The organism is Taibaiella helva (genome assembly GCF_003545695.1).
Classification (GTDB): domain Bacteria; phylum Bacteroidota; class Bacteroidia; order Chitinophagales; family Chitinophagaceae; genus Taibaiella; species Taibaiella helva.
This window is the reverse complement of record NZ_QUZZ01000003.1, coordinates 392,680-417,822: the sequence shown is the minus strand read 5'-3', so window position 1 is coordinate 417,822 and position 25,143 is coordinate 392,680. Positions and strand designations below refer to the sequence as shown.

At 51.4% G+C, this 25,143-nt stretch carries 17 protein-coding genes; 11 read left to right on the top strand and 6 right to left on the bottom strand.

Annotation, left to right across the window (positions count from 1 at the left end; genetic code table 11):
- The first annotated feature begins 6 nt into the window (after window positions 1–6).
- The 3 genes from DZC79_RS07060 (at window position 7) to DZC79_RS07050 (ending at window position 3,031) form a co-directional block, all read left to right on the top strand.
- Window positions 7–933, top strand: coding sequence for a rhomboid family intramembrane serine protease (locus DZC79_RS07060; protein WP_118950847.1), 927 nt, complete (start codon window positions 7–9; stop codon window positions 931–933).
- Window positions 934–991: 58 nt separating this feature from the next.
- Window positions 992–2,170, top strand: a complete 1,179-nt coding sequence (locus tag DZC79_RS07055; protein WP_118950846.1) for an endonuclease/exonuclease/phosphatase family protein — start codon at window positions 992–994, stop codon at window positions 2,168–2,170.
- A gap of 276 nt (window positions 2,171–2,446) precedes the next feature.
- Window positions 2,447–3,031, top strand: coding sequence for an RNA polymerase sigma factor (locus DZC79_RS07050; RefSeq protein WP_118950845.1), 585 nt, complete (start codon window positions 2,447–2,449; stop codon window positions 3,029–3,031).
- Window positions 3,032–3,117: 86 nt separating this feature from the next.
- Here the strand turns inward: DZC79_RS07050 and DZC79_RS07045 are convergent, their stop codons facing one another.
- From DZC79_RS07045 to DZC79_RS07035, 3 genes are all read right to left on the bottom strand, one after another.
- Window positions 3,118–3,330, bottom strand: coding sequence for a hypothetical protein (locus DZC79_RS07045; protein WP_118950844.1), 213 nt, complete (start codon window positions 3,328–3,330; stop codon window positions 3,118–3,120).
- Between the two features lie 61 nt (window positions 3,331–3,391).
- On the bottom strand, window positions 3,392–4,225 hold the full coding sequence (locus DZC79_RS07040; protein WP_118950843.1) for a hypothetical protein: 834 nt from the start codon (window positions 4,223–4,225) through the stop codon (window positions 3,392–3,394).
- A 97-nt stretch (window positions 4,226–4,322) separates the two neighbouring features.
- On the bottom strand, window positions 4,323–6,080 hold the full coding sequence (locus DZC79_RS07035) for an ABC transporter ATP-binding protein (protein WP_232831781.1): 1,758 nt from the start codon (window positions 6,078–6,080) through the stop codon (window positions 4,323–4,325).
- 241 nt (window positions 6,081–6,321) lie between these two features.
- On the opposite strand from DZC79_RS07035, the gene DZC79_RS07030 reads away from it, so the two are divergent.
- From DZC79_RS07030 to ispF, 6 genes are all read left to right on the top strand, one after another.
- The gene (locus DZC79_RS07030; RefSeq protein ID WP_118950841.1) at window positions 6,322–8,964 is read left to right on the top strand and encodes an FtsK/SpoIIIE family DNA translocase; all 2,643 of its coding nucleotides are present in this window, start codon (window positions 6,322–6,324) and stop codon (window positions 8,962–8,964) included.
- Between the two features lie 233 nt (window positions 8,965–9,197).
- The gene (locus DZC79_RS07025) at window positions 9,198–10,889 is read left to right on the top strand and encodes a M23 family metallopeptidase (RefSeq protein ID WP_157976985.1); all 1,692 of its coding nucleotides are present in this window, start codon (window positions 9,198–9,200) and stop codon (window positions 10,887–10,889) included.
- A gap of 40 nt (window positions 10,890–10,929) precedes the next feature.
- A complete protein-coding gene (locus DZC79_RS07020) occupies window positions 10,930–12,117 on the top strand; it encodes an ABC transporter permease family protein (RefSeq protein ID WP_118950839.1) in 1,188 nt (395 codons plus the stop codon).
- 183 nt (window positions 12,118–12,300) lie between these two features.
- The gene (gene porU / locus DZC79_RS07015) at window positions 12,301–16,080 is read left to right on the top strand and encodes a type IX secretion system sortase PorU (RefSeq protein ID WP_118950838.1); all 3,780 of its coding nucleotides are present in this window, start codon (window positions 12,301–12,303) and stop codon (window positions 16,078–16,080) included.
- 201 nt (window positions 16,081–16,281) lie between these two features.
- Window positions 16,282–17,460, top strand: a complete 1,179-nt coding sequence (gene porV / locus DZC79_RS07010; protein ID WP_157976984.1) for a type IX secretion system outer membrane channel protein PorV — start codon at window positions 16,282–16,284, stop codon at window positions 17,458–17,460.
- Window positions 17,461–17,661: 201 nt separating this feature from the next.
- Window positions 17,662–18,141 (top strand): 2-C-methyl-D-erythritol 2,4-cyclodiphosphate synthase, encoded by a 480-nt coding sequence (gene ispF / locus DZC79_RS07005; RefSeq protein WP_118950836.1) that lies wholly within the window; start codon window positions 17,662–17,664, stop codon window positions 18,139–18,141.
- Window positions 18,142–18,220: 79 nt separating this feature from the next.
- Here the strand turns inward: ispF and DZC79_RS07000 are convergent, their stop codons facing one another.
- Window positions 18,221–18,826 carry a DUF502 domain-containing protein gene (locus tag DZC79_RS07000; RefSeq protein WP_118950835.1) on the bottom strand — a complete coding sequence of 202 codons (606 nt, stop codon included), beginning with the start codon at window positions 18,824–18,826 and terminating at the stop codon, window positions 18,221–18,223.
- Window positions 18,827–18,924: 98 nt separating this feature from the next.
- Between DZC79_RS07000 and DZC79_RS06995 the strand changes: the two genes are divergently transcribed.
- Together DZC79_RS06995 and DZC79_RS06990 are read left to right on the top strand one after the other, a co-directional pair.
- The gene (locus DZC79_RS06995; protein ID WP_118950834.1) at window positions 18,925–19,929 is read left to right on the top strand and encodes a fatty acid desaturase; all 1,005 of its coding nucleotides are present in this window, start codon (window positions 18,925–18,927) and stop codon (window positions 19,927–19,929) included.
- Window positions 19,930–20,193: 264 nt separating this feature from the next.
- On the top strand, window positions 20,194–20,415 hold the full coding sequence (locus DZC79_RS06990) for a class I lanthipeptide (protein WP_118950833.1): 222 nt from the start codon (window positions 20,194–20,196) through the stop codon (window positions 20,413–20,415).
- A 154-nt stretch (window positions 20,416–20,569) separates the two neighbouring features.
- On the opposite strand, the gene DZC79_RS06985 is transcribed toward DZC79_RS06990, so the two are convergent.
- Both DZC79_RS06985 and DZC79_RS06980 read right to left on the bottom strand, forming a co-directional pair.
- Window positions 20,570–23,923 (bottom strand): TonB-dependent receptor, encoded by a 3,354-nt coding sequence (locus DZC79_RS06985; RefSeq protein WP_118950832.1) that lies wholly within the window; start codon window positions 23,921–23,923, stop codon window positions 20,570–20,572.
- 170 nt (window positions 23,924–24,093) lie between these two features.
- Window positions 24,094–24,993, bottom strand: coding sequence for a DUF72 domain-containing protein (locus DZC79_RS06980; protein ID WP_118950831.1), 900 nt, complete (start codon window positions 24,991–24,993; stop codon window positions 24,094–24,096).
- Window positions 24,994–25,143 lie beyond the last annotated feature (150 nt).

The window sequence follows — 25,143 nt, the reverse complement described above, 5'->3', positions numbered from 1 at the left end:
TGCTTTATGAAAACAGTGTTTACCAGACAGCGGAGCAATCTGATGTCCAATTACGGGCAGAATGCATTGATACAGCTTATTATCGCCAATGCCGTCACCTTCATATTGGCTTATGCCATGTATGTGATTATACTGGTGCTGAGCCCTAACCAAATGATCGAGATCAACCATGTAGCGCAAAAGGTGACCTTTCATAATGTGATCAGCCCTAATATCGGCTTGCAGCCCTTTCAGCTTTTCCTGCACAAGCCATGGATACTGCTGACTTACGTTTGGGCGCATGCCGGATTTTTTACCCTGCTCAGCAATATGCTGTGGCTGTACTGCTTCGGTTCTGTGATCCAGTCGCTGGTGGGCTACCGTGAAATTATACCGCTGTTCCTCTTCAGCTATATCCTTGGCGGATGCCTTTACCTGGCTGCTACGGCAATATGGCCCGGTCTCATTTACACAGGTCCCGCGCTGGGCGCTACGCCCGCTATTATGGGCTTTGCCATAGGGGCCATTACGCTGGCGCCCAAATTCCGCTTCTACCTTGGCGACCGCTTCTCCGTGCCCCTGTGGGTAATGCTCTGCATTTACCTCGTGCTGAGCCTGATGAACTATGCACCCAACCGCTATGATATGATGATCCTGGCAGGGGCAGGCGGTCTTACAGGATTTGCTTATATCCGCCTGCTGCGTACCGGCAGCAAGCCCGGCGCCTGGTTTTACCATCTTGGCGGCCGCATCCAGGGCTGGTTCACACCCGATGAATTCAACGCGGAAAAGCATCAGAAAAAAAGGCTGGAAACCTTTCGCCAGTTGCAGCAAAAGACCCGTAGCCGCGAAGAATCGATCGACCTGCTGCTGGATAAGATCAACCAGAAAGGTTATGATTCGCTGACACCTGAAGAAAAAGAGCAACTGATGAAAGCCAGCAAAGAAAACTGATGCTGCGTACGCCTGGTTCTGGCCTGTCCGTTTTTTTATCTTTCCTCATCCGACTGTTTTGAAAAAACCTTCCCTTCTTTCCCGCATCATCAGAAGCACACTCCTGATCTTGAATATCGGTGCAGCAGTATGGCTGCTGCTGTGCAAATGGGTTTCTATAGCGGATGTTGCAGGCAAGCCCACTGTACTGAGCTTGCTGAGCTTTACCTGCTCCTTCGCCGTGATGGCCAATCTTTTCTTTATCCTGGCCTGGCTGTTTACCCGTAAGAAGATCCGTATCCTGCTGTCCCTTGTTCCGCTGCTGCTTTGCTGGAGCCTTATACGGCCATTGTTCGGACTGAATTACTTTGGCGCCAACCATATTTCTCCTACCAGCACCGAAGGACTTAAGGTTATGAGTTGGAATGTACACCTGTTTGACCTGGGCGAATGGACCAAAGACAAGACAGCCAAAGCCAGAATACTGAAGCTGATCAAGGAGGAAAATCCCGATATCCTTTGCCTGCAGGAATTTTACTGGGACGACCAGGACAATACACAGCCTTATACGGAAATACTGCAGCAGCTCGGCTATCCCTTTGTCGCTTTTGCTGAAGAGGACAAGATGCGCAAGCGCGTGATCACCAGCGCCGCGGGAAAGGATGAGCTGATCAATATCGGCCATGCCATATTTTCAAAATATCCCCTGCGCAACCAGCAGCGCTACCCTCTGTTCCGGCAAACCTATAATATGCTGGGCGTGGAGGTCGTGGTCGACAGCAGCAATATTTTCAACCTGAATGTCGTACACCTTACTTCCGTAGGATTTGGCCGGAAGGAAATGGAGTATATATCGGATGTAAAGGCCAAAGGCATTGATGCCCAGGACGAAAGCCGCTCCAAATCCCTGATGCGCAAGCTGCGCGATGCAGCGGCCAGCAGGGCTATGCTGGCCAACAGGATCGATTCGCTGAAACGCCGCATGGATTATCCCCAGATCATCTGCGGCGACTTCAACGATGTACCCGGCTCCTATACCTACACCACCGTTAAAGGAAAGCTTTCGGATGCTTTTGCAACAAAGGGCACCGGCCTGGGTCGTACCTACCGGCATATCTTCCCCACCCTGCGTATCGATTATATTTTCTACGATCCGGCCATGCTGAAGATCGAGGGCTATAAAAGGCCAGACGTCGATCTTTCAGACCATTATCCCATCATTGCCAACTTCTCTCTCCGGAAAGTCAAAAAAGTCTAATCCTTGCAATGTCATAGTCAAACTTTTTTGATTAACAAAAATATATATTCAAAAAGCACCCAACGAGCCTTCCTGGCGCTTCGTCTATACAATTAACAAAAGGAAAAATTAAATTTTCGCAGGCGGAGATCTTGATTTTCTTTTGTGGAAATAACTATATTTGCCACCTTCTTATCGACAACGCTTATAGGCATATTATCTACACTTTTCATTTTAATCAATCCCAAGGCGTAAGCACACACGCTGTTATTGTTTAAATCTTTGTAGACAAACTATATGAATAGCCTGAAGCAGCACTCAGACCAGGACCTGGTACATTTATTCCGTAACGGAAGCGAAACAGCAATAACAGAGTTGGTTTACCGGTATCAAAGCAATGTCTATACCTCCATTTACCTGATGGTAAAGGATAAGTATATCGCTGAGGACCTGTTTCAGGATACCTTCCTGAAGATCGTGAACAATATCCGGAACAACAAGTATTCGGAGCAAGGCAAATTCCTGCCCTGGGCCTTGCGTATTGCGCACAACCTGTGTATCGACCATTTTCGGAAGGTCAAGCAGCAGGTGAAGATCACCTTATCAGACGGTTCCGACTTTTTTGCCCTGCTCCCGCTGAAGGAAGAACATGTAGAAGAGCGGATCATCCGCCGCCAGTCGGAACATAGCGTGCAGCAGATTATCGACCGCCTGCCCGAAGAGCAGAAGGAAGTCGTGATCATGCGTGTGTACGGCGATATGAGCTTCAAGGAGATCTCCGACATTACCGGCGTGAGCATTAATACCGCCCTGGGCCGTATGCGCTATGCGCTCATTAACCTGCGCAAAATGATCAATGAATATAAAATGGTGCTGCGCTAAGCGCACCTGGCTATCCTATAAAAAAGCAAACAGCCCGCAAATAGATTGCAGGCTGTTTTTTTACCGTCGAACTTAATTTTCCGGCTTTATTTTACTTCTTCGTAATCGATATAATCGCCGTCTACTCTTTTGGACGGCCGGCTGCCTTGTCCCTGCTGCATTTCCTCCATTTTTTTCCGCATATCATTCATATGCTGGTGTGTCATGCGGGTCATCTTCATAATAGGAAGAACAAAGCGCATGAGAAAACGGAGCAGCAGGAAAACAACGACCAGGAAAAGAACAATTCTGAAAATCATAACCCAAAGTTACGGCAATCGGAAGGGAAATGGCTGCGACGCAGGCCTTTTAACATAAACCTTATAAGAAGCTGTAGCTGGCCCTGATGCCGAAGCTGAACAGGCTCATTTCCACTTTTTCCCTCGTGATCACTTCATAGGCGTAATTCTTGTACTCCAATGAGGAATACCCCACCTGCTGCACATACATGGGCAACACGGCCTGGATGCCTATGGCAAAGTGGTTCAGGAAATCGGAAGTAGTCTTGTACCAGCGCAGACCTACATAAATATTACCGGTAACGCTTCCCCAGGTATTGGGCTGGCCAAAGGAAGCCTGCTCGGTATTATAATATTGATAGGTATAGCGGTTTTTGGCATCAGTAACTTTGCCTTCTCCTTTGGCAATTGAATCTTTGCTTTGCGCCAGGTAAGCATGCAAACCTACGCCGCCGCGCAACTCCACCAGGTACACTTTTTTAAACGGGCCAAAAAGATAGCCCAGGTCGATCTGGGGCATTACAAAGGCCGAACCATGCTTGACCGTAGTATATTTATCGAATTTCTTGCTGATCATCGGCGTAAAATTATCGGTAAGGCTGTCGAAGGTCTTGGCATATTTATAGGCATAGGAGCTATAACCGAAGGCAAGAGAACCCCTGATGGAAAGCCGTTGCCCCAGGCCTATCTGTATAAAACCGCCAAGGCTGGGCACGGTACTCAGCGCGCCTTTGGCCGTATGTGAATAACCATCGCCTTTTTTAACCATAGGAGCGGTGGAATTGAGGGAAAGCGATGCAAGGATACCTGCTTTGACGCCGTTGGCTGCCACATCGTCGTAGTCAAATATACTTTGTGCCCGGCCGGCAAAACAAAGAAGCCCTCCCAGCAGGGCAAGCAAAATAGTCTTTTTCATCCAAGAGGTGTGTTACTCAAATATAAGACCGCCGGGAGGATAAAAAGTACTACTATATTACATATACTTTATGCCCATTTAAAAAACAGCATGCTGCTTAGGCCAGCTGCTGCTCGGAAGCCATAGCCGTAGTGTACATTTTGTGGTAAACGCCTTTAAGGTCGAGCAGCTGCTCGTGATCGCCCTGCTCGATGATCTGTCCTTTGTCCAGCACGATGATCTGGTCGGCCTTGCGTATGGTAGACAGGCGATGGGCGATGACAATTGCCGTGCGGCCGGAGATCAGCTTGTCGATCGCCTGCTGGATCAGTATTTCAGACTCGGTATCGACCGATGCGGTCGCTTCATCGAGAATAAGGATAGCCGGATCATATAAAAGCGCTCTGGCAAAGGAAAGCAGCTGGCGCTGGCCCTGGGATAGCATATTTCCCCTTTCCCGCACGTTGAAATGATAATCGCCGGGCAGGCGCATGATAAAGTCGTGTATGCCGAGCAGCCGGCAGGTTTCCTTTACCTGCTCCAGCGATATGCTGTCGTTCCGCAGCGTAATATTCTCGTAGATGGAACCGGAAAAAAGGAATACATCCTGCAGCACGATACCGATGCGGCTGCGCAGCGATTCGATATCATATTCCTTCAGATCGTGGCCATCGATCATTATTTTTCCTTCCTTGATCTCGTACAGGCGGTTCAGGATACTGATGATCGACGTTTTGCCGGCGCCGGTATGGCCCACCAGGGCAACCGTGTCGCCCGGAGCCGCGTCAAAGGAAATACCGCGCAGTACCGGCACATCTTTCTTGTATTCAAAATGCACATGGTCGAAGCTTACGCTGCCCCGGATCTCTTTGGGTGCATAAGTGCCGTTGCCATGCAGGTACTCCTCGCTGTCCAGCACACCCAGCACGCGCTCACCCGCCACCATACCCATCTGCAGCGTGTTGAACTTATCGGCCAGCATACGCAGCGGGCGGAAAAGCAGGTTGAGGTACATGATAAAGGCAATGATCACGCCCTGGGTCACATGGTAGTCCAGCATACGCGAAGCCCCCGACCACACCAGCATACCCATCGAGATCGCCAGGATGATCTCGACTATGGGGAAGAAAACGGAGTAAGCAAAAATGGCTTTGATATTCGCGTTGCGGTGATCCTTATTGATCTCTGTAAACTTTTTCACTTCCCTGTCTTCCGCGGCAAACACCTGCACCACATACATCCCGGCGATATGCTCCTGTACAAAGGCATTCAGCCGGGCCACGGCATTGCGCACCTGGTGAAAAGATTTGTTGACGCTTTCCTTGAAGAAATAAGTGGCCAGGATGAGCAGGGGAAAGACTGCCAGGCTGACGAGCGTCAGCTTCCAGTCGGTGTAGAACATGATGCCGATAATGGCGATAATAGTGAGCACATCAGCTATGATAGAGATAAGCCCTTCGGAAAAGATATCGTTGATCGCTTCGATATCGTTGACCGTACGCGTGGTGAGCGTACCGATAGGGGTGTTATCAAAGTAGGAAAGGTTCTGGTAGATAATCTTCCGGAACACCTGCTGCCGCATATCGTTCACCACCGTCTGCCCCAGCCAGTTGGTAATATACATAAAGATGAAGCGGAGCAAGGTCTCGATCAGCAGGATACCCAGCTGGATCACGGTGATCCAGATAAGGCTCTGCAGCAGGCCGTTGATGATATAGTGGTCAACGGAAAGCTGGATCAGGTAGGGCCGTACCGGCGCCAGGGTCGCCAGCACAATGGCAAGGGTAATGCTGCTGACCAGCCGTACCTTGTAAGGACGTGTAAAAGAAAAAATCCGTTTTAAAGTATTGAGGCCGCCGCTCTTCTTAGAATCCAAGATTATTTTTTTAAATTGCTATCAGGTAATCGCTAAACGTTTGCCAATATTGGAAGGCCGTTTTTAGGACAAGCCGGCATTTGATATTTTCGCAAAATTCCCGGCAAAGTTACGTGGATTTCAGGCACGGAACAGGGCCGCAATAGCGGGATTAATTCAATCTATAATCAAAGGAATTAGGGTTAATTTTGCCGGGGCATTATTCCCCCTGTATAAAATAGTTCCCGGCATATTTTTTAAAATGGCAGCTCCAAAAACAAAGAAAAACAATACTTCAGGCTCAAAAAAAGCGGCTCCGGCGGGTAAAGACCCCAAAGCGGCGGCAGCCCAGAAAAGGAACCTCCGGCTGGCCGCAGGCTTTATCTGTCTGCTTATCGGCTGCTTTTTCACCTTATCTATCATCAGCTATTGTCTCACCTGGCAGCAGGATCAGAACCACCTGATCTCTTCGCGGGGCTTATTCAACTTCCTGTTCCACGACAAATCGCCGGTAGAGAACTGGTGCGGCCGCCTGGGCGCTGCTGCTGCGCACCTGCTGGTGTATCGCGGCGTGGGCATTGCCGCGCTGCTGTTCACGGTATGGCTCAGCGCCTGGGGCATCAACCTGGTGTATGGCCGCAAGGTGATCCCTACGTTGAAATGGGTACGCTGGATGGCCCTCGGCTTCCTGTTCATTTGCCCGCTGCTCTCCTTTGTTTTTCCCAACAGCGCTTTCCCCCTGGGCGGCGCGCTGGGCAATGGCCTTGTCGACTGGAGCAATGGTTTCCTCGGCAAAGCGGGCAGCCTGTTCCTGCTGATCACGGTGTTTTGCTTCTTTGCCTTTATCGTATTCCAGTGGGACATCAAGCCCTTGCTGCAAAGAGCCCGCGACCTTATTCCCGCCCGCCGTGTGGATGTAACCGATGTTCCGTTTACCGGAAACCTCCAGCCGGCAACTACGACGCCACAACAAACCGTACCGGCAGCAGCGTTCGAGCCGGAAACAGAAGAGGAGACGCCGGAACCCTCCAGCCAGGCCGCCAGCAGCAATAAGCTCAAAGCCGGCATCGCTGAAGAGCCCCTGTTTGAAGAAGAGGAAGAGGATGACGTTCCTTTTGAAATGACGATCATTGAAAAGCAGGAAGAACGACCCTCTGCTCGTGAAAATAGCAAGGAGAAGAACGGCATCCACCTGGAGCTACCACAGGAAGAAGCCTTGCTGAACGAGCCGGGAACGGATGATGCTATGGAAAGCTACGAGGAAGAAAGCTATGAAGAAGAGGAAGAGCTGCCGGAAGAAGAGGCCGTAGCCGATATGGACTTCGAGATCCGTACGGTTGAAGAGCCTGCAGCTGTTCCCGCGCATGGCGCGCATATCACGGTGCAAAGCGGCGAACCTTACGACCCGGCGCTGGACCTCCCCAGCTTTAAATTCCCCACACTGGACCTGCTGGAAGACATAGAGCAGGGCGCTATCTCCCTCGACAGGGAAGAGCTGGAAAAGAATAAGAACCAGATCATCAATACCCTGCGCAGCTTTGGCATCGAGATCCAGCGGATTACGGCTACGGTAGGTCCTACGGTAACCCTGTACGAGATCGTTCCGGCCGAAGGTGTGCGTATTTCCAAGATCCGCAACCTGGAAGACGATATCGCGCTCAACCTCGCAGCCCTGGGCATCCGCATTATTGCACCGATACCGGGCAAAGGCACCATCGGCATCGAAGTACCCAATACCAATAAGCAGATCGTATCGATGCGTACCCTGCTGGCCAGCGACAAGTTTGTCAACAATAAGATGAGTCTGCCTATTGCCTTGGGTAAGAAGATCGACAACGAGAACTATATTGTAGACCTGGCGACCATGCCGCACCTGCTGATGGCGGGCGCTACCGGCCAGGGTAAATCGGTGGGTATTAATGCCATCCTGGTATCGCTGCTGTACAAGAAGCATCCTTCGCAGCTGAAGTTTGTGATGGTCGATCCCAAAAAGGTAGAGCTTTCTATTTATCGCCTGATCGAAAAGCATTACCTGGCCATGCTCCCCAACGAGGAAGAGCCCATCATTACCGATACCAAGAAAGTGATCAATACGGTGAATGCGCTCTGCATCGAGATGGACAACCGCTACGAGCTGCTGAAAGATGCCGGGGCCAGGAACATTAAAGAATACAACGACAAATTCATCCGCCGCAGGCTTAACCCCAACAACGGGCACAAGTACCTTCCCTTCATTGTGCTGGTGATCGACGAGTTTGCGGATCTCATTATGACGGCAGGCAAAGAGGTGGAAATGCCGATTGCCCGCCTGGCGCAGCTGGCGCGCGCTGTAGGCATTCACATCATCATTGCCACGCAGCGTCCTTCGGTGAATGTGATCACCGGTATCATCAAAGCCAACTTCCCGGCCCGTATGGCCTTCAAGGTATCGGCTAAGGTGGACAGCCGCACCATCCTGGATGCCGGCGGCGCCGAGCAGCTGATCGGCCGCGGCGACATGCTGGTATCGCATGGTAGCGAGCTCCTGCGCCTCCAGTGCGCTTTTGTGGATACACCCGAAGTGGAGCGCATTGTAGAGTTCATCGGCAGCCAGGCCGGCTACCCTTCCGCCTTTGAGCTGCCCGAATACGAAGGCGCCGAAGAAGAGCAAAGGGAAAGGGAAGCAGTAGATCTCAGCAAGCGCGACAAGATGTTTGAAGAATGCGCCCGCCTCGTTGTCAATTCTCAAAGCGGCTCTACGTCGATGCTGCAACGGAAATTCAACCTGGGCTACAACCGCGCCGGCCGTATCATGGACCAGCTGGAAGCCGCCGGTATCGTAGGCGCCGCTTCGGGCAGCAAGCCCCGCGATGTGCTCATCACTACGGAATACGAGCTGGAGAAGCACCTGGAAGAACTGTTTTAGCACCCGGCAATACTTACCTGTGGTAAGCTCCTGTTGCGTATCTTTATCTTCAGAACCTGTTACCATGGCCGGAATCCTCCACAGCTTAGCCGGGCTCATCTTCCTGGCAGGCATTGCCCGTTGCTCCTGGCGCCGGGCAGCATCGCTATCCCATTTGTACCTAAAATAAGTTATCTTGCAGATCATCATTTGCCCTTCCCGGTCGCAATGCCGGAAGGGCAACAGATTTGAGCATGAAATGTTACTTAGCATTATTTTTCCTGAGCCTAGGCTTGTCCCATTCCCTGTGGGCGCAGCAAGACTATCCCCAGGGTTATTTCCGTAACCCGCTGGACATACCTATCCTGCTGGCAGGCAATTTCGGCGAATGCCGTCCCAATCACTTCCATACCGGTCTCGACCTGAAGACCATGGAGAAGGAGAACCTGAAGGTTTACGCTGCAGCGGAAGGCTACATCTCCCGTATGTCTATCTCCCATTCCGGCTATGGCAATGCCCTTTACATTACACATCCCAATGGCTACACTACACTTTACGGCCACCTCAACGACTTCTTCCCCGAGCTGCAGCGCTATTTACAGCAGCAGCAATATGAGCGGGAAAGCTGGAACGGCGATTTTTATCTCCAGCCGGGCCAGTTCCCGGTAAAGAAAGGACAACTGATCGCCTATTCCGGCACCACCGGCGGCAGCACCGGCCCGCACCTGCATTTCGAGATCAGGGATACCCGTACCGAGCATGTGCTGAACGCTGCTTTGTTCGGCCTGCCCATCAACGACACCAAAGCCCCGGTGCCTAAAGGCGTGGCCGTGTACAGCAGTGGTAGCATTTATGAGCAGCAGCCTGTGCTTTACCCGATATTAAAAGTGGATGGAAACTATATGATACCCGGTATCACGGCAATGGATACCCACGTACGCCTGGGTGTGCTGGCCGACGATTTTATGGAAGGTAGCCCCAATCCGCTGGGCGTGTACAGTATGAAGCTTTACCTCGATGATGTATTGCAGGCTTCCTGGGCGCTGAACGATATTAATTTTGACGAGAACCGTTATGTCAATGCCTTTGCAGACTACCGGCTGAAGGAAGATAAGAAGGGCTGGTACCAGACCCTGTTCCGGGTTCCCGGCAACCGTATCGCCAACTATACTTTCCTGAATGATGCCGACGGTGCACTCGACATCAGCGATGGCCTTACCCATATGCTTCATATCGAGCTCAGCGATGCGGCGGGCAATACGGCACACATCAGGGGACGCATTACCGCAGGGAAGAGCAAGCCAGGCACGGCCTGCAAAAACTGGAAAGCAGGCCAACCCTATGAGCTGAAGACCCATACGCTTTCCTTCAACGCCGGCGAAGATGCGCTGTACGACGATCTTTGCTTCCGGTACAGCGAGCAGGCTTCACCGAAATATTACTCGGCGGTGGTGCAGCTGCAGGATACCCGCATTCCCCTGCACAGCAATGCCCGCCTGGCCATCAAACTGAACCGGATGCTGCCGTTCGACCTGAGCAGCAAGCTGGTATTCATACACCGGATAAAAGCCGCGGCGCTGCCGGGCAATAACCCGCAGGATGCAGCAGCGGTCAGCTTCGAGCATGGCTGGGCCAAAGGCAACATACGTACCTTCGGCAACTATTACGTAGCCCTGGATACTATAGCTCCGTTGATCGTACCGTTACAGAAAAACACCGTGCTGACCAAAGCTAAACAAATCAGGTTCAAGGTAACCGACAATCTGACCTCAGTACAACAATTCAGGGCAGAGCTGGATGGCCGCTGGCTGCGCTTCGTCAGGGCAGGCAATACTTATACTTATATCTTCGACGAGCATTGCCCTCCGGGAAAACACAGACTGGTCGTTACTGCCGCCGACGAAAACGGTAATTCCCGGGAGTATAGCCTTATCTTTACCCGCTAAGCTTAAGCCACTTCCCCATTCCTGACAAAAGATTATCCGCGTGCAGCAGAACAAGATCATCCTCAAATTACTAAGACCCGGCCAGCAGAAAGGACGCATGTACGGCTCCTGGGCCGCCCTGTGCATCGGTATGCTGCTGCTGTTCGCTGCGGCGCTGGCCTGGTTCGACTTCAGGGCCATCCTATCCCGCAAAGGCAAAGAAGATACTATGGCGGCTTACCTGGTGATCGGCAAACAGGTGACCAATGAGCGCATGACGCAGGACCCGGCAAAGAACCTGTTTTCCGGCACAGAGATCGGCGAGCTCAAAAAGATAAAAGGCGTGAACGAGGTAGGTGCGCTCACATCGAACAGCTTCCCGGTATCGGCCAGTATGGGCGGCAATCTCCATTTTTATACAGAAATGTTTCTCGGCGCCGTCGAAGACAAGTACCTGGATGTGCTACCGGAAGACTGGGCCTGGCAACCCGGACAACCGTCGCTGCCAATCATTATGTCCAGCGACTTCCTTAACCTGTACAACTACGGGTTTGCCTTAAGCCAGGGCCTGCCCCAGCTATCACAAACCTCGATCAAGGCACTGCCTTTCGAGATCGAAGTCGCCAGGGGAAAAGAAAAATACCGTGCCCGGGTAGTGGGCTTTACCGACCGGATCAGCTCGGTGCTGGTCCCCCGCAGCTTTATGGAAGAAATGAACCGGAAGTACGGCAACAGCGCTACGCCCGACCCTTCCCGCCTGGTCGTTAAGGTGCAGGACCCTTCAGATAAAACCTTCGTTGATTTTCTCAAATCCAGAAGCTATACGACCAACGAAGAGCAGCTGCGCTGGAACCGGATACGCACCGTAGTGCAGGCCATCGTCAGCTCAGTGGGTGGGGTAGCTCTTATTGTGGTGGGCATGGCGCTGCTTTCTTTCATCCTTTTTGTCGAGATCACAATACAGCGTGCGGCAGGCCATATCCGGCTGATGAAGCAGCTGGGCTATGCGCCGCGCACCCTGCGCCGTATCCTGAACCGTTTCTTCCTTCCCTGGATCAGCTCTGCTGTAGTAGCAGCCGCGCTCATCACCTTTGGCATTCATTGCGTTATGATACAATGGCTGAATACAATGGACCTGCATATCCACCTGGAAGATGCCTGGATCATCGGCGCCCTGATGGTACTGATGCTGCTGGTATTGACTTTGCTGCTGCTGCGCTCGTCCAGGAATATGCTGCGCCGGATATAGCGACAGACTTCTTTTGTCTTGATGGCCGGTCCCTTTCGTTAATAACAATTCCCTACCCCACGATACCGGAGTCTGAATCTGTCTTTTTTCGTGTAATTTTGGTAGCCTTTTCGCTATACTACAGCTTGGTATTTTACGTTATATAGTACCCGGGAGCGGGATTACTATCCTAAAATTTTCAGAATGAAGAAATTTTTCTTGTGTGTTTGGTTGCTTGGCGCAGTTCCCTTTTGCCTCTCGGCACAACAAAAAGTAGTGGTATCCCATCATACCGTTAATAGCTACAATACCAATAAGGGCGTCGTATCGGAGAAGATCCAACTGAAATACAACAGCACTCCTATTGTAAAATTGATTAACGTAAAGACAGAGCCTGTAGCTGCTGTACCTGCCGGCGTCAGGAAGACCGGTGGCTTTGAGCCGGACATCTTTACGGGTATAGAGCGCAAACAAATGATGGCTTTTGTGCAGATACCTGCCTACCGTATCGTTGACGGTCGCGCGGAACGCCTGGTCTCCTTCGACCTGGAGGTAACCGAAACGGACGACGGTTCAGGCAACATTGTTCAAAAGCCGACGGATGTGCCGCATTCGGTGCTGGCATCGGGCACCTGGTACAAGATCGCGGTGCCTTCCCGGGGCATTTACAAGATCGATTACAATTTCCTGCAAAGCATGGGCATCAACCCGGCTGGCATCGACCCGGCCAATATCCGTGTTTATGGCAACGGCGGTACGGTATTGCCCGAAAAAGTAACCAACGATCAGCCCGAGGACCTGATCGAAAATGCCATCCTGGTACAGAGCTCCGGCAGCAGCTTCGCTCCCGGCGATTATGTACTGTTCTATGCCAATGGCCCCACCTTATGGAGCAAGGATTCTGTGAATCAAAGCTTCAATCACACCAGCAACTATTACGAGAACCAGAGCTATTATTTCCTGAACTTTGATCTCGGACCGGGCAAGCGCATTACCAGCGAAGCTGCCACAGCGCCGGCAACGCTCAATGTTTCCACCTTCGACGACTACTACCTGATCGACAGCGACAGCTTTAACCTTGGCTCTATAGGAAAGATGTGGTGGGGCTATAAAATGAACTCTATCGGAACCAGCAATCCTTCGCAAACCATGAATGTGAACCTGGGGCCTGCTGTTGGCAAGATCAGGATCAGGTCCAATGTAGGCAATATCAACACCAACAGTGGCAACAGCCTGAGGATGAGCTTTAATAATGTAACGGTAGCCACATCAATCCTGGGGCAGGCGCCAAATGAAGATCTGCTCATTTTTCCCAGCACCAGGCTTGATTCCGTCGACGCTCCGGGAGGCAGCGGCCCGGTTCCCTTAAGGTTCCAGTACTTCCCCTCCGGTACAGGAGCGGCTTATGTTGACTATGTCTGCTTCAACTATAAGCGGCAGCCGGTATTTTCCGGCCCCCAGCTTGCCTTCCGTTCCTGGCAGAGCACCACTATTCCGGCAGGCGAAAACGCTTCTTATACGCTGCAGAATGCACCAGGCAGCCTGAAAGTATGGGATATTACCAACCCCTTTTCGCCGGTCAACCTGGAGGGCAGCCCGGGCAGCGGCAGCTATACTTTTTCCAGGGCTGGTAAAAGCCTCAAGGAATTTATCGCATACGACGGCAGCCAGTACGGCACTCCTGTTGCTATAGGCAATGTGGCCAACCAGGACCTGCACGGCATGAGTCAGGTCGACTTCCTGATCGTAACGCCGGAAGCGTTCAGGGCAGCATCTGAAGACCTGGCCAACTTTCACCGCCAGAAAGACGGGATAACCGTAGCCGTGGTGCCCCTGGGCCAGATCTACAATGAGTTTTCTTCCGGCGGGCAGGACATCGGCGGTATCCGCAACTTTGTCCGCATGTTCTACAACCGCGCACAGAGCAGCGGAGCCGGTATGATCCGGAACGTATTGTTTATGGGAGCAGCTTCCTACGACTATAAAAACCGCATCGGCTTCAACACCAATTTTGTCCCCACCTACGAGACGTATAACAGCACGATGAGCACTTCGGCCTTTTCTTCAGACGACTTCTTTGCGCTGCTGGATGAAAATGATGATATCAATGCCGATCCTTTACTGTACCCGACACTTCATATCGTAGATGTAGGCACCGGGAGGATACCGGCCTATACTGCCCAGGAAGCTCAGGATTATGTCAACAAGGTAAAGCACTATGTCAGCCCGGCCTCCTTCGGCCCCTGGAAAAATGTGGTCACCTATATTGCCGACGACCATGACAACATGGCTACCGAGAAGAATAATTCGATGAACCACCTTGATGACTGCGAAACAGTAAACCGTTTTTTCTACGATTCGGCTAATGTGTATAATGTGTACAAGATCTATTGTGATGCCATGAGCGAGGTCAGCACACCTGCGGGACCCCGTTATCCTACGGCTAATAAAGCAACAGATGACCAGATTGCCGCCGGCACCGTGCTCGCCAGCTATACCGGCCATGGTAGTCCCGAGCGCTGGGCCCACGAAGCTATCCTTACCTCTGAAGACTATAATGCCTGGAAAAATAAGGATAAGCTGCCCGTAATGGTTACAGCCACCTGCGACTTCGGCCGCTTCGACGACCCCGGGCAGCGTTCAGCCGGCGCCAAGCTCACCATAAGCCCCGAATATGGCGCTATCGCCATGATCACGACCACGCAGGTGGTTTATCCCGGTCCCAATAAAAGCCTCAATACTGCCTACACGCATGCGCAGTTTGGTAAAGACGCACAAGGGAAATGGCGCAACCTGGGCGAAGCGCTGCGTACAGGAAAAACTACTTTTATCAACGACCCCATGAACAACCACAAATATGCCGTGCTGGGCGACCCTGCCCTCTATATCGCTATGCCCGTGCACAAAGTGGTTACCGAAAAGCTCCAGATGGAACAGGACGGCAGCGCATTTGATACGGATACCATCAAAGCATTGGGCCGGTATGTGCTCAGCGGCTTTGTGAAAGACCAGAACGATAATGTGCTGAACGACTTCAATGGTGTTGTATATGTGACTATCTATGATAAAATGCGCAAAGTCCAGACGGTAAACCCCGATCCAAACACTACTGCCAGCTTTCCTCTGCAGACCACTGTTGTCGCCAATGTACAGGGCACCGTGACCGGCGGCCACTTTTCAGCCAGTTTTATTGCGCCCAAGGATATCAATTACAGCTATGGCAAGGGCAAGATCAGCTATTATGCCAATAGCGACGTAACTGATGCATCGGGCATCGACAGCAGCTACACGGTAGGGGGCTACAACGATAAAGCCGGTGAAGACAATGATGCGCCCATCGTGCAGCCTTTCATAGACAACGACAAGTTCAGGAATGGCGGCGTAACCGGACCCAACCCGACGCTCTTTGTGAAGATGTACGATGACAACGGCTTCAACATTTCCGGAAGCTCTATCGGCCATGATATGGTTGCGATACTGGACGACGATGTTCAGAATCCCATGCCCATCAGCAGCTATTTCAGCACCGAGCCCAACGATTACAGGAAGGGTTATATCCGCAATTTTCAGCTGCGGAACCTCCCCGACGGGATGCATACCATCCGTGTAAAAGCATGGGATGTTTATAACAACTCCGGCGAAGGCACCGTAGTGTTTGAGGTAAAGAACCAGGACAAGGGCTTTATCAGCGACCTCTACAACTACCCCAACCCCATGACCAACATCACCCATTTTGTATTCCAGCATAACCTGGAAAATGAGGATATGGATGTAAGCCTGGCTATTTATTCCGCATCCGGCCAGCTGGTTAAAGTGATCAGGCAGAACCTGACCACAACCGGCAACCGTACGGAAATAACCTGGGATGGCCTGGGCGAAGGCGGCGTACCCCTGGTTAAAGGCGTATACTTTTACCGCCTGGATGTAAAAACCGCTAAAGGAATCAAGGCAAAAGCATACCAAAAACTGGTGTTGCTCCGTTAATAGATACATTGCCCGGTGACCGGGCAGAAACCCTGCCCGGTCATTATTATAATATTAATCCGCGATCTGGATATTTTTACCTTATCTTTGCCACCTGTTATTAACAAAACAAGATTGGTCAAATCCAAAACCTCTTCTGATAAAGCCTATTGTAGCAACACTTCTACATTAAACTTATATTATTAACTAACAAGAAGACGAATGGCTAAACGCTTTGCTATTGTCGGGCTGACTATGCTGACCGGCTTAATAGGTACCCAAACTTACGCACAACGAACCGGAGTAGATGGAAGGGTTGGTGCAATTACTACCGCAGTACCCTTTTTACGCATTTCACCCGATGCCCGCAGCGGCGCTATGGGTGATGTCGGCATCGCCTTATCTCCTGACGCAAATGCCCAATACTGGAATGTTGCCAAGCTGGCTATGAGCCCCAAGGATATGGGCATTTCCGTAACTTATACTCCCTGGCTGAAAGACCTTGTTCCCGATGTTTTCATGGGTTATCTTTCTGCCTACAAGAAATTCGGGAAGGAAAGCAACCAGGCTATCAGCGCCTCTCTGCGTTATTTCAACCTGGGTAATATCGACTATACGACTTTCGATGCCCAACCCGCCGGTAGCGGTAAGCCCAGGGAGTTCTCCTTCGACCTTGGTTATTCTATCCGTCTTTCCAACCAGCTTTCGGTAGGCGCGACAATGCGTTACATCAGTTCCAACATTGCAGCAGGCGCACCCAACGAGGCCGGCGCTTATAGCCCGGGTAAAGCCTTTGCTGTAGACGCAGGCGTCTTTTACACCTCGACCAAAGAAATGGCAGAAGACCGCAGCGGTACCTTCAGCGCCGGCGCCGTATTGTCCAATGTGGGCTCAAAGATCAGCTATTCGCAAAACCAGCGCGACTTCCTGCCGATCAACCTTGGCCTGGGTGCAGCATATACCTATAAGATCGATGCTTACAATAAAGTGACGGCCGCACTGGATCTGAATAAGGCCCTCGTTCCGGCTCCCCGTTACTATAAAGATGTGAACGGCGTGGATTCGGGTGGTTATATTCCCAATGACGGCGTGGTATCCGGCATGCTGGGCTCTTTCACCAAAGCACCTCCCGGCTACGGCACTACCATCTCTATAGGTGGTGAGTACTGGTACCAGGATCAGTTTGCGGTACGTGCCGGTTATTTTTATGAAAACAAGAATAACGGTGATCGTCAGTACTTTACCTGCGGTTTGGGTGTACGCTACAGCGTATTCGGCCTGAACTTCTCTTACCTGGTTCCCTCCGGATCCGGCGTAGCGCGTAACCCGCTGTCCAACACCCTCCGCTTCTCTTTACTTTTCGATTTCGATAAGTCCTTCTTCCAGAAAAAAGAAGGCTAAGCAGACTAAGGTGATAGGCTTGGGACAAAATTCAATTGGCTGTTTTCGTACCGGATAGTCTATCACCTTACCAAATTCTCTTCCTGAAGGAAGATACCCTTAAATAAAAAAGCCGTTTTTACATTTGCCCGGTAAAAACGGCTTTTTTATTTTTGCCATGCATACACCATAACATATTTTATCCACGGAATATTTATCATCATGCAATTACGTATTGGAAACGGAATCGATTTTCACCGTCTGCAGGAAGGAATACCCTTCTGGCTGGGCGGCATACAGCTGGAGCATCATAAAGGCGCTGTGGGTCATTCGGATGCCGATGTATTGCTACATGCCATCTGCGACGCCCTGCTGGGCGCGGTAGGCCTGGGAGACATCGGCACGCATTTCCCGGATACAGATGTCCGCTACAAGGGGATTGACAGTAAAGTATTGCTGCGCAGGAGCTACAATATGGTAAAGGAAAAGGGATACTGGCTTGTCAATATCGACAGTACGGTGTGCCTGCAGGAGCCGAAGATCAAGCCGCATATCCCCAAAATGATCGATGCCATTGCGACTACCCTGGGCATTCCACGCACCGACGTGTCTATTAAGGCTACTACTACGGAACAGCTGGGGTTTGTAGGCCGGGAAGAAGGGGTAATGGCCTATGCCAGCGTGCTGCTCAACAAACATTGATCTTATCATCCGTAATGCGCGAAGGGCGGCGCCTGCAGGCCTGAAACCCTGCTTGCACCGCGCTTGCCTGTAAAGAAAGCTATGCCTTGGTCTCTTCGTGATGATGCTCGTGCACATGCAAGCCGGCAATACCGCCGCTTACCGCGAATTTCATCGCTTCAGCGGCATTCATTCCTTCAACCGGCTTAATTGTATCGCTGTCCACAATGATCACCCAACCGGAGATCGCATAGGAATGCGGCAGGTATACGGCCACTTTGTCTCCCATACCCAACTCGCCCAGGTCCTGGCGGGTAAGAAAGCCGATACGCCATATTTCGGGCTGCTCGCTGGTACGTACCCACACGGGACTGTTGAATTTCTTCTTATCGCCGACAAAGGAATCGATCACATCTTTGACTGACGAGTAGATATGCTTGATCCCCGGCGTATGCTCGAGCAGGTAGCTGAACCCTTCTACGATCCAGCGCCCGAAAAAGAAGCGCGTACCCGTGTAGCCGACCAACGTGATAAAAACCACCACGATCATAAAGCCCACGCCCGGAGCCCATTCCGACACGTAGGGCACCATCCGGTCCAGGCTGGTGAATACAAAATAGATCGCATAAGCAGTAACGCCAATTGGCCCCAGGATAACTAAGCCCTGCAGGAACGAACGAAACAAGAATCCGGCGATACGGCGCATGGTGTACGATAGTTTAATATATAAGGATAGGAAATTGCTAAGCCAGATTTCTTAAGTATTCATTACTTTTGCCCATTATTTCTAGCTAGAATACTGAGATGGCAAAATTAACTTCTTTTCGCTGGTCGGACAACCCTGAACCACATAAAGCACGTACCAAGGAGATCATTCAGAAACATCCCGAGATCAGGACCCTTATCGGAAGGAATCCCTATACTTTACTGGTTATCCTGCTGTGCGTAGGCATACAGGTAGTCCTCTCTTATTTTACCAAAGACATGCCCTGGTGGGCGATTTTCGTAGTGGCTTACCTGGTAGGCGCCTTCGCTTGCCATACCCTCTATGTATGCGTTCACGAGTGCTCTCACAACCTGCTGTTCAAGAACCGCACCCTGAACACCATTGCGAGCCTTATCGCCAATCTGCCGCAGGTATTTCCCAGTTCGATCTCTTTTACCAAATACCACCTCAAGCATCACTCTTTCCAGGGCGTGGAAGCCGTCGACGCCGACATGCCTTTCCGCTGGGAAGCCAAGCTGATCAATAATGCCCCAGTAGGCAAAGCCTTGTGGCTGCTCTTCTATCCGGTGTTTCAGGCCCTGCGTCCCCTGCGCCTGACCAAAGAGATCAAGATCTTCGACGCCTGGACTGTAGTCAACTGGATCATCCAGATCGCGTTCATGGCGGCTGTCGTGTATTTCTTCGGTGCAAAGGGTACCGTTTACCTCGTGGCCAGCTTCTTTTTTTCCATCGGCCTGCACCCGCTGGGTGCGCGCTGGGTACAGGAACACTTCCTCACTCATGGCGACCAGGAAACCAAAAGCTATTATGGCCCGCTCAATACCGTTAACCTCAATGTAGGCTATCACAACGAGCACCATGATTTCCCTTCCGTTCCCTGGAATAAGCTGCCCAAGATCCGCAAATTTGCCGGACAATACTACAACACCTTGGGTTATCACACTTCTTATACCGTATTGCTGTTCCAGTTCCTTTTCGACAAGAAGATCTCGGTGTATTCACGCATGGCCCGCGACAACAGGGGCAAGAAAAAGGCAGAGAAAGCAACAGGAACCACGGAGACGGTGAGCGAACAGGAATAAAGCTGATCTCTTTCTAAAATAACTGCAGGGCTGCCCGGATCACCGGACAGCCCTTTTTCTTTTCTCCTCCTTTCGTGCCACAAAGCGGAACAGGCCTGCGACAAAGTATTCCCCACACGACACCAAACGGCAGTCCGGGCTGCAAAGCGATTATCATAGATTTGGAAATACTGTTGCTTTAACAACGCATCACCAACAACAGTAACGCTGAAAACTCCTTATGGCGGATAAGACAAGGGAGATGACCTAAAAACATCAAAACTTATGAAAAAGAAGGCCATGCAGCTCAAAAAGCTCGATCTGAACAAGCGTTCCATTACTGCATTAGACAACCCGGAACAAAACCAGCTGGCTGGAGGAGCCTCACAGTTCTGCTATACAGCAGGCATTTCTTACTGCGGCCCCTGTATTACCCAGAACCCGGTAACCGTATGCGGCAACTGCCCGACAGGAGCCCAGAACTGCCCGACCAGCGGCTGCGCCTGATAAGACGCCTGCTAATGATAGTCAGGAAATTACTTAAGCCCGAAAGCATCCCTGGCACCTTTTCCTTGCAGCAACATTGAGATGCTTTCCCTAAGACAAAAAGAAAAGCGGCCGGATAAACCGGCCGCTTTCTTATGATCGCAATATCTGCGCTTTAAAACGTGTACCTCAAGCCCAGCTGCATACCCCAGGTGCTGCCGGTAGAGAACAGGTTGCGGAAGGGATCGGAAGGCAGTATGGTTTTACCTGCCTCATCCTTCACCGTGATCATCTGGAAGGAAGGCTTGCTGGAGGGCGTGTAATCCTTATCGGAAGTCGGCCTTCCGTTGGCATCCACTACGTTAAGCAGGGGGAAGTTGTAATCGGAACCACCGCTCAGCTGCTTGTAGAGCCCCCATTTCTTATTCAGCAGGTTGCCTACATTGATCATATCGAGGCTTACCTGCAGGGTGTGCCTGCGGTTATTTTTACCTGTGGAAACAAATACATCCTGGAGCAAACGGAAGTCGAAACGATTGATCCAGGGCATCAGGCCGTTGTTGCGTTCTACATAGCCGCCTTTGCTGTTAGAAAGCGCTTTGCTGCTGGCCACAAACTGCTCGTAAGCCTGCCTTTGCTGCTCGGCGCTGAAAGTGGTATTACCATTCTTATCCTTGATCGGCACGAAGTTCAGATCGGCGGCATTGCTGGGAATGTACAGCAGGTCGAGGCTCACACCATCGGCATTGATATCGCCATTGTAAGTGTAAGCAAAGCGACCCTGGTTAGATCCCTGGTAAAACAGGGAGAATGTAGTGGCCAGGTGATTCAGGTATTCGATGCGGTAAGAGAGGGTTCCTACAATGCGATGCGGTACGGCATATTGCGACCAGCCCATCAGCAGCTCATTGGGATCGTTGACCGCATAGTTGTTGCTCCAGGCCGAACCCGCTGCTGAACCCGGGTTACCGGAAATGTCCTTGGCATTGGTATAAGTATAGAACAGGCTACCGGCAAAACCATGGAAAGGATTGAGCGTTACGCCTATCGAAGAGGTAAAGGAATAGCCCTTACCAGTATTGCTCAGCACTGGAATAACGGTTCCTGTAGCGGGGTTATAGGTAGCATTCCTGCTGCCGCCCCAGTAGTCGCGGTGATCGCCGGAATAATCCAGCTGCTGGGGCGCATCTTTGCGGTTGGCATTGAACTGGTAGACGGCGTTGATATCTTTACTGTAGATCACATCGAGGGTGGCAACCAGGGGCAGACCTGGCAGCTTGTAATCGGCGCCGATATTAGAGCGCCATATCTGGGGCATTTTGAAATCGGGATCGATAAGGGCTACGCTACCCGGCGCTTTGGCACCCGGCGACTTCGGAAAGCGCTCGGGCAGGTGATCTACCCAGTAGCGCGGATCCTTTTCCAGGTGGGTAATCTGGCTCAGCGTCGTGTTATCTACCGGCTCAAAGGTATTCTGCAGCACACCGGCATTGGTAGGCATATTGGTTAACCACACGAAAGGAATATTACCAGTAAAGATACCCGTACCGCCCCTCAGCTGCAAGGTCTTATCGCCCAGCACGTCAAAGTTCACGCCAACCCTGGGAGAGAACAGGGGTTTTGATTTGGGCCAGGAAGCGGTAGTATAGTGTGTCGGCTGCCCGTCTTTGTTCAGCAGGGACAGTGTGTCTACAACAGGATTTGCCGGCGGCTTATCCAGGTAGATGGGCAGGTCGGCGCGAACACCCAGGGTAATGTTAAGTCTTTCATTAGCAGCAATCTTATCCTGTATATAAGCGCCTGCCAGACCGAACTTCACTTTGGCATAGCCATCGCTTCCGGCGAAAGGATAAGTAACTGCATAGCTGGAAGGACGGCCGCCGCTAAGGAACTGTGAGAGTGAGTCGTAGCGGTAATAAGAAGTGCCTTCACGCAGGTAGCTGTTTGCGTAGCTCATGGTTTGGAAGCTCGCACCGGCAGTGAAGGTGTGCCGGCCTGTGATATAAGTAATGTTATCGGTAAAGTTGAAGTTGTGGTTGATCACATCATTATTGTACGAAAACAGCTCGGTGCCAAAGCTGATGTAGTTCCGTCCTTCCTGCCAGATATCAACAAAGGGAAAGATACTTCCAGGGGTTTCGCGGGTATCCTGGATACGGCTGTAGGTAGCCAGAAACTGGTTGCTGATGCGGGAACCAAAGGTGCTGTTCAACTCAGCCGCAACAGAATATACGGTATTTTTGAACGAGTAGTTGGCGTTTTCAAAGGAGATCGACTCGCTGCTGATACGGTTAGCCGAAGAACGGGGATTGGGACCGGAGTTGTTATTGGTACCCTGATCGTTGGTACCGTTCATCTGGTTGTACCGTATAGAAAGCTTGTGCTTATCGTTGATGTTCCAATCGAGGCGCAGCAGGGCCTTGGTGTTCTTGTTGGTATAATTGTTGGCATATCCTTCATAGGCCCCGGGATCGTAGCCGTAATTGGACTTCAGATAGGAACTAACGGCATCGAGATCGGCAGCCGACACGCGGGTAACATTACCACCTTGCGGAAGACCGGGACGCGTAGCCAGCCAGGTATTTCCCGAGGCCTGGCGGTTTTCATATTCGAAATTGGCGAAGAAGAAGAGCTTATCCTTGATGATAGGTCCGCCCAGGCGTGCACCGATAATTTTATTGGAGATACGGGCATCCTCTTTCAGCTTCTGGTTACCTACATTTAAGCCGGTAAAGCTCTTTGGCCTGAGAAACCCGTAGGCCGATCCGCTCAGCTCGTTGGTACCGCTGCGGGTAACCGCATTGATACCGGCGCCGGTAAAGCCGCTCTGGCGCACATCGTAGGGCGCCACATTCACCTGCACTTCATCGATCGCATCCAGCGAGATCGGCTGGTTGCCCCCTCCGGGCAGCGGATCGGAGCTGAGACCGAAACCGTTGTTGAAGTTGGCGCCGTCGATCTGGATATTGTTGTAGCGGCCGTCCCTTCCGGCAAAACCGCCGCTGCTGCTGGCAGGGCTGATGTTACCGCTGGATTGCGGCGTGAGGCGGGTAAGGTCGGTAAGGCTCCTGTTCACATTGGGCAGGCGGCTGATAGACCGGGAGTTGATATTGGTCGCCGCGCCGGTACGGTCGCTGTTCAGGATCGCACTCTTATTACCTACGATCTGCACCTCTTTAATTTCTTCGCCTTCCGTTTCTTTCAGGCTGCGGTTCAGCGTATAGCTTTCGCCCAGGCTCAGCTCGATACCTTCTACTTTTTGCGGGGTCATCCCGATATAAGTAATTTCCACTGTGTAGGGACCACCGGGACGCATACCCTGGATAACGAAGTTACCGTCGGTTTGCGTCATTGTTCCGTAGGTGGTACCTGAGGGCGTATGAACGGCCTTGATAGTAGCGCCGGGAAGCCCTTTATTTTCACTATCCTTAATAAAGCCGTGAAGACCAGCTGTTGTTACCTGCGCCCGGGTTATCCAGGCGCCGCAGAGGAACAGCAGGGTAAGCAATGAACGTAAAGTAAGTCGCATAATGGATTTTGTTGATTATGCTGCAAAATTCTCCCGTTCATATTAAGGCTATATTATCGCCCGTATTAAGATATTGTTTAACTATTGTGAAAGAAACGTGTAATTTTCTTTTAAAAACCGGTTTTTTACCTGAAAATGCGTATTGAAGAAATGCCAATCCAAGGCAATCGTTAGCTGTGCACAAGAGGCGCCTGCAAAGGCAGTAGGGGCAGCGCTGTACCACAATGACTGTTCAGCCGTTCGACCAGGTACCGGATCAGCTTCGGGGCATGCCGTTCGTCACGCTGGTGCACCAGGAAATAGCATTTTTCCAGGCCGGCATCCATCCATTGCTTTATCCGTTCCACCCAATTGTCGATACGGCGGTAATCAGTAGCATGCAAAGCGTTGCCGATAAAGCGGATATAGCATTCCGGCCGGCTCAGCTGCATATGCAGGGCTTCGGGGCTGACGGCCGAATCGGTGATCACCGTTCCTCTTTTTTTCTGCTTCAGGAATTGAAAAAGCTTTGCATCATAGTTTCCCGAGGGATACCAGGCTTTATTGTGCAATTCCAGGAACAAGTCGACGGATGAGGGAACGCTCTCAATAAAGGCTTCCAGCGTATCCCTTTCCTGTGGCTGCATCTGCGGATGCGGCATCAGGAAAACCGGCCCCAGGTTCCTGCCGAAAACGGAAACCAGGTCTACGAATTCGGCTACCTGGCGCTGCACGTCTTTCAGACGCCGCACATGGGTGATGTATTGGGGCAGCTTGGGACAGAAGAGGAATCCCGGTGGGACGGCCTTTTTCCATTTCAGGATCTGCTCCCTGCTGTGGAGGTTGTAGTAAAAGCCGCTGAACTCAATGGTATTAAAGAGCCGGGAATAGTAATGGAGCAGGTCCTGCTCGCCTATCCCGGGAGGATAAATGGCGCCCGCCCAATCCTTTTTTCCCCATTTCGCACAGCCGATATAAAAACGTGTTTTCCCTTTCCCTTTGGCCAGGATCGGCCGGTTGGTCTCAGGATCCGGGGGTAAGCAAAAATCAATCTGATCCAATTCTTGTTGGGTAACCTTTCCAAATTCCATCGCCGGGGGTGTTTTGTTTGGTAACGACAGATCCTATTCTCTGCAAAAAGAAAACCGCTATACAATTTCTGTGGCTGGCAAAACTTTGTCAAGGTACAAAAATTGCCGCGCCTAATAGCAAGACAAAGATAACCCGCCAGGGTACTAACG